This window comes from Parvibaculum sp., from assembly GCF_035325945.1.
Lineage (GTDB): Bacteria > Pseudomonadota > Alphaproteobacteria > Parvibaculales > Parvibaculaceae > Parvibaculum.
Genome location: NZ_DAOKYX010000003.1, coordinates 46,826 through 57,765, shown reverse-complemented (window position 1 = coordinate 57,765; position 10,940 = coordinate 46,826). Strand labels below are relative to the sequence as shown.

Genomic DNA, 10,940 nt, shown 5'->3' with positions numbered 1-10,940 from the left:
CGGGCGGCAGCGCTTCAGGAGTTCCCCTCCGGCACATTCGACCGGACAAAGAAAAAGGGCGGCCATCTGGCCGCCCTTTTCCGTTTCCGTTTCGCCTCGCCCGATCAGTGAGCGTGGCGGATGGCGCGTGCTTCTTCTTCCGTGAGCGGCTTGCGCTTCAGCGGCCAGATATATTCGAGCGCCGCGACGAGCGCCGGCAGGAGCGTCACCGCACCGATCATGTTCACGATGAACATGAAGGTGAGCAGGAGGCCCATGTCGGCCTGGAACTTCAGTGCCGAGAAGCTCCAGGTCGAGACGCCGATCGCCAGCGTGCCGCCCGTGAACATCGTCGCCGAGCCCACGTCGTTGAGCGCCTGGAGATAGGCCTGATGCGGCGAGACGCCCATGCGCATGTATCGCTGGATACGGTTGTACTCATAGATACCGTAGTCGACACCGATACCGACGGCGATCGCGAGCACCGGCAGCGTCGAGATCTTGAGGCCGATACCGGCGGCCGTCAGGAACCAGTTGCCGATGATCGTCGCCAGCACCAGCGGGATGACGCAGCAGAGCGCGCCTCGCCACTCGCGATAGACGAAGATGACCAGCGTCATGACGACGGCATAGACGTAGAGCAGCATCGGCAGCTCGGCATGCTCGACCACGGTGTTGGTCGCCGAGGTGATGGTGACGTTGCCCGTGCCGATGCGGAGCTTGAGGTCATCGCGCTTGTGCGCCGGATCGTTGATCCAGGCTTCCGTCGCGTCGACGACACGCTTCACCGTCTCGGCCTTGGTGTCGGTGATGTAGATCTGGACACCGAGCGTCTTGCACTCCGTGTCGACAAGCATGGTCGAGCTTGCGACGCTGGAGGTCGCCTGGGCGAGAGCGGTCGGGTCGCGCGGAAGGGCCGCCCACTTCGGGTTGCCTTCCTGCCACATGCTGTTGATGGACTTCGCCACGAAGGGAAGGCTCACCACCGTCTGTACGCCGGGCACGTTGCGCATATCCCACGTGAACGTGTCGATATAGCGCATCTTGTCGTAATCGACGCAAGCGACGTCATTGGACTCGACGATCACGTTCATGACGTTGAGGCCGAGGCGGAAGTGGTCAGCGATATATTCGCTGTCGAGGTTGTAGCGCGCATTCGGCCACAGCTCGCCCGCACCGGCATGGACGTCACCGATCTGGCGCTCGCGGCTTTCATAGAGGCCGACCGCACCGAGAATGAGGCAGAACACGATGAAGATGAACGCCTGCTTCGGCTTGGCGATGGCGGAGAGGAACGGCCAGAACTTGGCGCGCACTTCCATTGCGTGCCGCACCTTGTCGCCATATTCCGCGCCCGGCGCGATATAGGAGACGATGAGCGGCAGCATCACGAGGTTCGAGATGATCTTGAACGCGACACCGATCGAGGCGGTGACGGAGAGTTCGCGGATCATGCCGATCGGGATGATGTAGAGCGTCGCGAAACCGGCGAGACAGGTCAGCAGCGCCACGGCGCCGGGACGCAGCAGGAAGGTGAAGGTCGCGCGCGCGGCGGCATCCTTGTCGAGGCCGGCGGCGATTTCGGCGCCGACCATGTTGATCTGCTGCACGCCGTGGCTGACGCCGATGGCGAAGACGAGGAACGGCACGAGCACGGCGAGAGGATCGAGGCCGTATCCCATGAGGTGCAGAACGCCGAATTGCCAGATGAGCGAACAGAGCGAACAGCTCACCGTGACGATCGTCAGCAGCCATGACCGGCAATAGAGCCAGAGCATGAGACAGGTGAGCACGAAGGCGACGGCGAAGAACACGACGACCGACTTGGCGCCATCGGCAATGTCGCCGATGAGCTTGGCGAAGCCGACGATCTTCACGTCGGTGTCGGCATTCGTGTACTTGGCGCGGATGTTCTTTTCGAGGAGGTTCGCGACCTTGAAGTAGTCGAGCTTCTGATGCGTTTCAGGATCGACCTCGAGCAGCTCGGCCGCGATCATGGCAGAGCGGAAGTCCGTGGAGACGAGGCGGCCGACGAGATTGGCGCGCAGCACGTTCTGCATCACGGTCTTGATGCCTTCGGGCGTTGGTCTGAAATTCGCCGGTATGACGTCGCCCGCTTCGAGACCTTGTTCGGTCACGGCGATGTAGCGCGTGTTCGGCGTCCACAGCGAGGTCACGCGGTGGCGGGCAATGCCCGGAATGTAGAAGACGTCCTGCGTCGCATCGTTGAGCGTCTTGAGGAAGTCGGCCGAGAAGATGTCGCCCTTCTTGTTCTCGAGAACGACGATGATGCGGTTGCCGCCGCCAAAACCATCCACATATTTGAAGTAGGTTTCGATGTACGAGTTGCCGACCGGAAGCATCTTCAGGAATCCGGCGTCCATACGGAGCTGGATGGCGAAATAGAACATAACGATCGTGATGACGGCCAGGATCGCTAGGATCACGGCGCGAAGGCCAAACACGATGTTTTCGATACGCTGCAAGGTAACCTCCCCTAGGGACGCGCAGTCCTCACGCCGGCGACTGCATCGGAATACTCTGGTTTCTGGAGCTCTCGCTCTTCTTTGTCTTCGCTGGCCATGAATGACGGTTTTTTCAGCCGCACCTCTATACCTGCGAGAAGCGGGCCACCACAAGTTTGTCGTTCAAATCTTCGACGCTGACTACAAATTGCCATTAACGGGCGGCGCCCGCGCCGGGGCCCTCGCCCCGTGTGCCTCAAGGATACCGGACAGGGTGAAAGACCGAGTTAAGGATGGGGAATTGATTGCAGGCCCCGCCTCAACCGGAGCCAGCGCCAGCGGCATATTCATGGCCCGCATGGCGATGGCGGACGATGTCCGTGAGATTGCCTCGATGCTCGCGCCCGGGGAATAATTTCCACCTCCGGCGAGCCCTGCGACGATTTGGCTCAGTGGCCCGGTCTGTTGCCCGGTCTGGGCAGACGCGATCCGGCTGGCCTGGGAAGCCACGGAGACCGCGAGGCCTCCGCCCAGCACCAGAAGGCCGAGAAGGAGCATCAGGACGACCGAGCGGGCGCGGTGGAAACCGCCGGTCCGGGCCGACGACGACGCGATCCGGCAAATTGCCGGCGAAACGCCGCCCTGGATGGTCCAACCCAAATCCACTCCAGACTCCCTGTGCGCAGAGGCCCGCCCCCGGGGCTCACACAAGCCGCAATTCTTATCATGATGAGCGAGATTGGCACAGTTCAATGTGGACGGGCGATCCGGCTGGGCTACCAATCATGGTTAACGATCAGCCGCGCGGAGCGTAGGGGCCGAGAGCCTCGAACAAGGGCCCCAGATGCTTTTCGTATCGGCGCCAGCGCTCGAGCGAGCTTGTGAAGATCGGCTGGCGAACCTGGGCGATGCTCGCGGTGCGAACCGGGCGCCGGGTCGCATAGAAGCGCAGGCAGGCATCGTCCCATTTGAGGCGGCATGCCTCTTCGACCAGCCAGCGGATCCTGCTGTCCGGATCGCTCACCAGCGCTTCATGCCGCACATGGACGACACGGCCCGGCAGCACTTCGTCCCAATGCGCCATCATCTCCCGGTAGCGGACATATTGCGCGCCGATATCGGCGAGCGAATAGGTCGTCTCGTTGCCGGAGCGGAACAGCTTGCGGAAGCCGGCAAGGCAGGTGTCGACCGGATCGCGCATGGCGTGGAGGATCGTCGCGCGCGGGAACATCAGATGGATGATCCCGATCTGCATGTAATTGCCGAGCATCTTGTCGATGACGAAGGGCTCTTTGCGCCAGCCCCGCGCCCGCAACCGCTCGAGATAGGCATCGGCGAGGCGGCGAAAATGCTCCGGCGCGATCGTCTCCTCCGTCTCCGAATTACCGTAGGGGAAGCGTCCGGCCAGCGTTTCGCCCAGCGCGGTGGTTTCTCCCATGCCCTGAACCTTTGGGTGGCTCGAAAGAATCTGCTCGAGCAGCGTCGAGCCCGAACGCGGCATGCCGACGATGAAGATGGGAGCCGCCGAGGCCGAACCGCCCCCCTCGTGACGGGCGATGAAGGGCGCGGTCAGCCTCCCGCTTATATTGGCGACCGCCATTTGATGCTTCCTCGCCGCCGCCTCTGGCGTATCGTGGACGATCCGCGCGCCGGGCGGCGCGATCACGCCCTCCTCCTCGACGGGCTCGGAGATATTCTGGCGCCGCAGGCGGTTGCCCTCGGCGAAAGCGGCGAAGGCTTCGTCGTAGCGCCCCTGCTTCTCGAGGATCTCGCCCATCGCGAACAGGGATGAAATCCGGATGCCCACGGGCGCGTCCGGATTTTCGGCCGTTCGCGCCAGATCGGCGAAGTCCTCCGGCGTGATCGCTGCCGGCTTGAGTTGGGCAATGCGGATGATCGCCCGCAGGCGCGCATGTTTCTGGTCGGCAAGCTCACGGAGAACCGCGATCGCTTCGTCGAGGCGCCCCATGACTTCGAGCGCGGCAGCCAGGTTGAGACGCGACAAGGCGACATTTGGCTTGAGGGCGACGGCGCGCCGATAGGCATCTATCGCCTGCGGCCAGCGCCCGAGCTCCTGCAGCACATAGGCAAGACTGTATTGCGCCTCGAAAGAGTTCGGATCGTGCCTGGTGACGTGGCGCAAGCGATCGAGCGCGCTTTCAAGCCGTCCGAATTCGACATCCATGAGCGCGAGAAAATAGGGCGCGGCCAGAGCATCCGGATTTCTGGCCTGCACATGCTCATAGAGGCGCGCGGCCTCGTCGAAGCGCCCCGCGCTGTGATGCTCCGTCGCGCGCTGAAGAAACAGCTTCAGCGCCTCTTCGTCGAGCGGCGACTGATTCGTGCTGCCCTTGCGCGACCTCACATTGCTTCTCATCGGCACGTCCGCTTCGCCTTCATCTCGCCCCCTGTTCCGCATCCTCTTTTTCGTCGCCCTGTGGCGCAGCGACAACAAATCATTTCCAAAGCACCTGAATCCGGGCCAACGACATAATTTCGCGCGGAAAATCAGAAGCGAATTGTTTTCAGACCACTCAGCCAATGAGGCAATGGTCCAAATCTTCTGTATCACGGGATTAAATGTTCAAACCTGCGTTGCGGCGCCGTTCGGCGCTGCTTTTTTGTGCGTCCGCTCTTGCCATCGCAAGTGTCAGCACACCCTCCAAGGCCGAGCAGCAGCTCTTCTATTTCTATGTCAACGGCATCAACGATATCGGCAACTTCAATACCGGCTGCTGCGGCAGCTATGTCGGCAAGGGCTTCGACACCAACCGTCCGACTGGCCCCGGCGACGAGATCGACGACAACACGCTGCCTGGCGGCTGGAACCACCCGTTCTCGGTGCCCGGCGCACTGTCCGAAGCGAGTGGCAATGGCTTCGGCACGGCGGGGAATTCCGTCACCGGGCACACGGCCAACGACGCCTATGACGGCTATGGCGGCATCGGCCTTGAAGGCATGACCCATTTCGGCGGGCTCACCGTCACCCGCAACGTGCAGGCCACGCGTGGGCCCGGCGGAACGACCACGCTCATCACCACCCCTTTCAGGGATGGCGGCATCGCCAATGCCGTGCGCTGGGTCGACACTTTCACCAACGAAACCAATTCGACCGTTTCAGGCACGCTCGCCTGGGCTAACAATCTCGGTTCGGATTCGAATACGACATGGGTCGCCGTCGGACCGGACAACACCTATCTCGTCTCGACCCAGTCGAATAGCGCCGACCCCGTCATCACGCATATCTTCGGCAACAACGCCTATACGGCGACGGAAGTCGTGCTGGACTATCCCGCCGGAGACGACAATCCGATCTGGAAGTTCCCGATCTCCGTCGCGCCGGGCGAAACGGTCCGTCTCGTCGTCTTCAACGTGCTGACGGCCGACATCGCAACCTTCGGCAACACGCTCGATTCGAAACAGGGCGACATCGAGCTGGGGCAGGAGCTTGCGCGGCTCATCACCAACAATGGCAATCCTCTATCCATCAATTCGCCCTTCTTCACCGGCCTCACGGCCGAGGAAATCCTGACGATCAGGAATTTCAGCTTTGCCACCGGCATGCCCGAGGCGACAGCGGAAAGCCTGTCGGCCATCGGCAACGCCGTGCCGGCGCAGATCACGACCGACATTCTGACCGAACTGTCGAACCTGCGCCTCGGCATCGGTGACGCGCCTGCCGGTATCGCCTCGGCGTCGACGAGCGGCGCGGCGGGGATCAGGATTGCCGATGCCTATTCCGGCAACACCATGTCGGATGCCGGCCGCTCGCTCATCCGGCTTGCCTCCGCCAGTGGCGAGGGCGCGCCCATGCGGCGAAACTGGTCGGGGAATGGCTGGCGCGCATTCGGCCTCGTGTCGGGCTTCACCGGCCGGCGGGGTGCCACCGGCAGCGTTGCCGGCGTGGGCTATGACGGCTTCAGCGCAACCTTCGGCGGCGACTACCTGTTCACGCCGCAGACGCGCATCGGCGGCGCCCTAAGCTATGCCGAGGCGAATTCCGATGTGAAGGGCAACCTCGGAAATTCCGATGTCTCCGCCTATATGGCCTCGCTCTACATGTCGCACAGCTTCACGCCCGCGCTCTATCTCGACGCGGTCGGCCTCGTCGGCTGGAACGACTACGACTATCGCCGCGCCCAGGGCCCGGCGACGGCGCAGGGCGAAACCGGCGGCCTCACCTATGGCGTCAGTGTCGTGACCGGCTTCGACGTGCCCGTCACCTCCGCGCTCAAGGCCGGCCCCTATCTGAGCGCCTCCTACACCGACACCCGCATCAACGGCTATACGGAAACCGGCGCGGGTATCGGCAATCTCCAGGTCGACGAGGCGCATATCCACGCGGGCGCAATCGAAGCCGGCGCGAAGGCGAGCTACAGCATCGCCCGTAGCTGGGGCACGCTCGTTCCGGAAGCCCGCCTCGGCGTCAGGGGCGCGCTCGGCTCCGATACGACGAGCCTGACGGCGCAGTTCGTCGGCACGCCGTCCTCGCTCACCGGCACGCCGTTCCGCAAGGGCAACGGAACGGCCGTCGTCGCGGGTCTCGGCGTCGCGGCGAACGTGTCGGACAGCCTCGAACTCAAGCTCGCCTATACGGGCACCTATGGGCGTGAGACCGAGCACAACACGCTGTCGCTCCGCGCGATCCTGTCCTTCTGACGCTCACCCGTTCCCGGCGGCGCCGCCTGAGCGTCGTCGGGAACGGATCTTCCCTCACCACGTATCGATGAAGTTGCGCCGCTTGCCCGTACCCGGCACGGGCTTCGGCAGAGAGGCGAGGCCGCGCAGGACCCAGCGCCGCGTCTCGATCGGATCGATCACCTCGTCGATCTCGAGGAACGAGGCCATGTTGATCGCCTTGCCGTGCTCATAGGAGCGGGCGACCATCTGATCGAAGAACTTCTTCTGTTCCTGCGGATCCTTGATCGCTTCCATTTCCTTGCGATAGCCGAGACGCACAGCGCCTTCGAGCCCCATGCCGCCGAATTCGCCCGTCGGCCACGAGACGATGAAGAACGGCGCGTGGAAGCTGCCGCCCGCCATGGCCTGCGCGCCAAGCCCGTATCCCTTGCGAAGCACGATCGTCATGACGGGAACGGAGAGGCTCGCCGCCGTCACGAACATGCGCGACATGCGCCGCACCTGCGCGGTCTTCTCGGCCTCGGGCCCGACCATGAAGCCCGGCGTGTCGCAGAGCGACAGGATGGGCAGGCCGAAGGCATCGCAAAGCTGCATGAAACGCGACGCCTTGTCCGCGCCATCGGCGTCGATCGCGCCGGCCAGATGCGCCGGATTGTTGGCGATGAGCCCCATCGGACGGCCCTCGACGCGGACGAGCGCGGTGATCATGCCATGCGCGAAGTCGCGCCGGAGTTCGAGCACCGAGCCCGTGTCGCAAAGCGCGTCGATGACGGCGCGGATGTCGTAGATGCGCAGGCGGTTCTCGGGAATGAGATGCCGCAGAAGGCGCTGATCGGCGCAGGACCAGTCGCCAAGCGGCCCCTGGAAATAGGCGAGATACTTCTTCGCCGCCGCGACCGCTTCCGCCTCGTCCTCCACCAGAACGTCGATGACGCCGTTCGGCGCCTGCACATCGACGGGCCCGACCTCGTCCGGCGTGAAGACGCCGAGGCCGCCGCCCTCGATCATCGCCGGGCCGCCCATGCCGATATTGGAATTCTTCGTCGCGATGATGACGTCGGACGAGCCGAGCAGCGCCGCATTGCCCGCGAAGCAGCGGCCGGAATTGATGCCGACGCGCGGCACCAGGCCTGACAATCGCGCATAGGCGAGGAAACTCGGCGTATCGAGCCCGGCGACGCCGAGCGCATCGGTATCGCCCGGCCGCCCGCCGCCGCCCTCGGTGAAGAAGACGATCGGCAGACGCCATTGCTCGGCGAGGCCGAGCATGCGGTCGGTCTTCTTGTGGTTCATCGCGCCCTGCGTGCCGGCAAGCACGGTGTAGTCATAGGCGAGGATCGCGGCACGCGCCTTTTCCTCGTCGAAATAGGCGCCATTGACCGAGCCGATGCCCGTCACCATGCCGTCGGCGGGCGTCGAGCGGATGAGATCGTCGATCGGCCGCCGCCGCCGCTGCGCCGCGACCGCGAGCGCGCCATATTCGATGAAGCTCCCCTCGTCGCAAAGATCGGCGATGTTCTCGCGTGCCGTGCGCTGATTGGTCTTGCGCCGCCGCGCCACCGCATCGGGCCGCGCCTCGTCCTGACCGAAGAAGAGCCGCTCGCGCACGGCCTGAAGATCGGGCCGGATACGGTCGAGATCGAACGCCTCCTCCTCGGCCGCCGTCGAAGCACCGACATCGGCCGGCTCGACGAAGATGAGCGGCTGCCCGTCGAAGAGAACCTCGCCCGGTTCGGCTGCGACGAGCCGCACGATGCCGCTGCGGTCGGCCTTGACGAGATGCTCCATCTTCATCGCTTCGAGCACGGCGATCTGCTGTCCGGCATGAACCGCATCGCCGACGAGAACGTCTATGCTGACGACCTTGCCCTGCATGGGCGCCGCGACCGGCAGGCTGTTTTCCGGGCCGCGGATCGTCTCCGCCGCCGCTTTCGCAGGGCCGTGGCCCGCGCCGCCGAAGAAACGCTCGGGCGCGCCTATGGCCGCCGCGAGTTCCCGCGCATGCTCCTCGATGAAGCGCGTCGTCACGCGGTTGGCGGCAAAATCCTCATGGCCAAGAAGATTGCGGAGGAAGGGAATGTTGGTCGCCACGCCCTCGATACGGAATTCGCCGAGGCTCCGGCTCGCGCGGCGCACCAGATCGGCATAATCATCCGTGCGCGAATGGACGATGAGCTTGGCCAGAAGCGAATCGAAGCTCGGGCTGGTGCGATAGCCCGCATAGCCGAACGTGTCGACGCGGATGCCGGGGCCGGAAGGCGGCTCGAAGGCCGAGATGACGCCGCCCGCGGGCTTCGTATTGCCCTCCTCATCCATCGTTTCCATGTTGACGCGAAGCTGGATCGCATAGCCGCGCGGATCGGCGATCCTCTCCTGCGTGAGACCGAGCCCTGCAAGCGTCGCCCCGCCGGCGATCCTGAGCTGCGCCTGCACGAGATCGATGCCCGTCACCTCCTCCGTTACCGTATGTTCGACCTGAAGCCGGGGATTGGCCTCGATGAAGGCGAAGGTCTTCATATCGGCGTCATCGACGAGAAACTCGAAGGTGCCGAGATTGTCGTAATGAGCCGCCTTTGCCAGCCGCACCGCGGCCGATGTGAGCGCATCGCGCAGCGTCTTGCCGATCGAAGGGCTCGGCGCGATCTCGACGAGCTTCTGGTTGCGCCGCTGCAGGCTGCATTCGCGCTCGAAGAGATGCGCGACCTCGCCGGTCTTGTCGCCGACGATCTGCACCTCTATATGCCGCGCCTGCTCGATCAGCTTTTCGACATAGACATCGCCATTGCCGAAGGCCGCCCGCGCTTCCGACTGGCAGCGCGCATGCGCGTCCGCAATCTCGCCGAGGCTCCGCACGGGCCGCATGCCGCGCCCGCCGCCGCCCGCCACCGCCTTGATCATCATTGCGCCATGCGCCTCGAAGAAGGCGCGCGCCTCATCGACGCTCGTCGGCCCGTTCGTGCCGGGCAGCAGCGGCACGCCCGAGGCCTGCGCGAGCGCCCGCGCCTTGATCTTGTCGCCGAAAAGGTCGAGCGCCTCGGCATGAGGTCCGACGAAGATGAGCCCCGCCTCCGCGCAGGCCCGCGCGAATTCCACATTCTCGGAGAGAAAGCCATAGCCCGGATGCACCGCGTCGCACTTCGCCTCGCGCGCAGCCGCGATGATGCCCGCAATGTCGAGATAGGCGGCGGCCCCCTGTCCGCTCAGCGCGCGAGCGTCGTCGGCCATGCGCGTGTGAAGCGAATGCGCATCGTCCGTCGAGAAGACGGCCGTCGTACGGATGCCGAGATCGGCGGCGGCCCGCGCGATACGGATTGCGATTTCGCCCCTGTTGGCGATCAGCAAATGGGTGATAGTCATAAGGCGTTCCTGAAGATATCTGGGATGCGGAATTCCGATCGCGCTAGGTTAGCCGACTATGCGCATGGCACCACCCCCGATCGACGCCGCGGATGAAACGGAAGTGACAAGAATGAAGCGCGTGGCCGTGATCGGCGGCGGCCCGGCGGGTCTCATGGCCGCCGAGGCCCTGATACGGCGGAACGCCGAGGTGCACCTCTTCGAGGCCAAGCCCTCGCTCGGCCGCAAGTTCCTGATGGCCGGGAAAAGCGGGCTCAACATCACCCATTCGGAACCCTTCGCGGCTTTCATCGGCCGCTTCGGCGCGGCCACGCCCTGGCTTCTCCCGGCGCTCGAAGCCTTCACGCCGGACGACATACGCCGCTGGGCATCGGATCTCGGCATCGAAACCTTCATCGGCTCGTCGGGCCGTGTCTTCCCGGCCGACTTCAAGGCGGCGCCCCTGCTGCGCGCCTGGCTGAAGCGTCTGCGCGCGCAGGGCCTTGCCATTCATGTCCG

General features: G+C 64.4%; 5 protein-coding genes. 2 read left to right on the top strand and 3 right to left on the bottom strand.

Features of this window, described 5'->3' with window-relative positions; all coding sequences use genetic code 11:
* Positions 1 to 104: 104 nt before the first annotated feature.
* Together PKA57_RS03250 and PKA57_RS03245 are read right to left on the bottom strand one after the other, a co-directional pair.
* The gene (locus tag PKA57_RS03250; protein WP_324297495.1) at positions 105 to 2,465 is read right to left on the bottom strand and encodes an efflux RND transporter permease subunit; all 2,361 of its coding nucleotides are present in this window, start codon (positions 2,463 to 2,465) and stop codon (positions 105 to 107) included.
* A gap of 775 nt (positions 2,466 to 3,240) precedes the next feature.
* Entirely contained in the window at positions 3,241 to 4,821 is a 1,581-nt protein-coding gene (locus PKA57_RS03245) for a sulfotransferase (protein WP_324297494.1), read from the bottom strand.
* 203 nt (positions 4,822 to 5,024) lie between these two features.
* Between PKA57_RS03245 and PKA57_RS03240 the strand changes: the two genes are divergently transcribed.
* Positions 5,025 to 7,103, top strand: coding sequence for an autotransporter outer membrane beta-barrel domain-containing protein (locus tag PKA57_RS03240; RefSeq protein WP_324297493.1), 2,079 nt, complete (start codon positions 5,025 to 5,027; stop codon positions 7,101 to 7,103).
* 54 nt (positions 7,104 to 7,157) lie between these two features.
* Here the strand turns inward: PKA57_RS03240 and PKA57_RS03235 are convergent, their stop codons facing one another.
* Positions 7,158 to 10,442, bottom strand: coding sequence for a carboxyl transferase domain-containing protein (locus PKA57_RS03235; protein ID WP_324297492.1), 3,285 nt, complete (start codon positions 10,440 to 10,442; stop codon positions 7,158 to 7,160).
* A gap of 112 nt (positions 10,443 to 10,554) precedes the next feature.
* On the opposite strand from PKA57_RS03235, the gene PKA57_RS03230 reads away from it, so the two are divergent.
* A partial coding sequence (locus PKA57_RS03230) for an FAD-dependent oxidoreductase (RefSeq protein WP_324297614.1) occupies positions 10,555 to 10,940 on the top strand: 386 nt, incomplete at its 3' end.

Coding starts and splice junctions, on each gene's coding strand:
- PKA57_RS03245 (WP_324297494.1), bottom strand. CDS start 4,821: ATGAGAAGCAATGTGAGGTCGCGCAAGGGCAGCACGAATCAGTCGCCG.
- PKA57_RS03235 (WP_324297492.1), bottom strand. CDS start 10,442: ATGACTATCACCCATTTGCTGATCGCCAACAGGGGCGAAATCGCAATC.
- PKA57_RS03240 (WP_324297493.1), top strand. CDS start 5,025: ATGTTCAAACCTGCGTTGCGGCGCCGTTCGGCGCTGCTTTTTTGTGCG.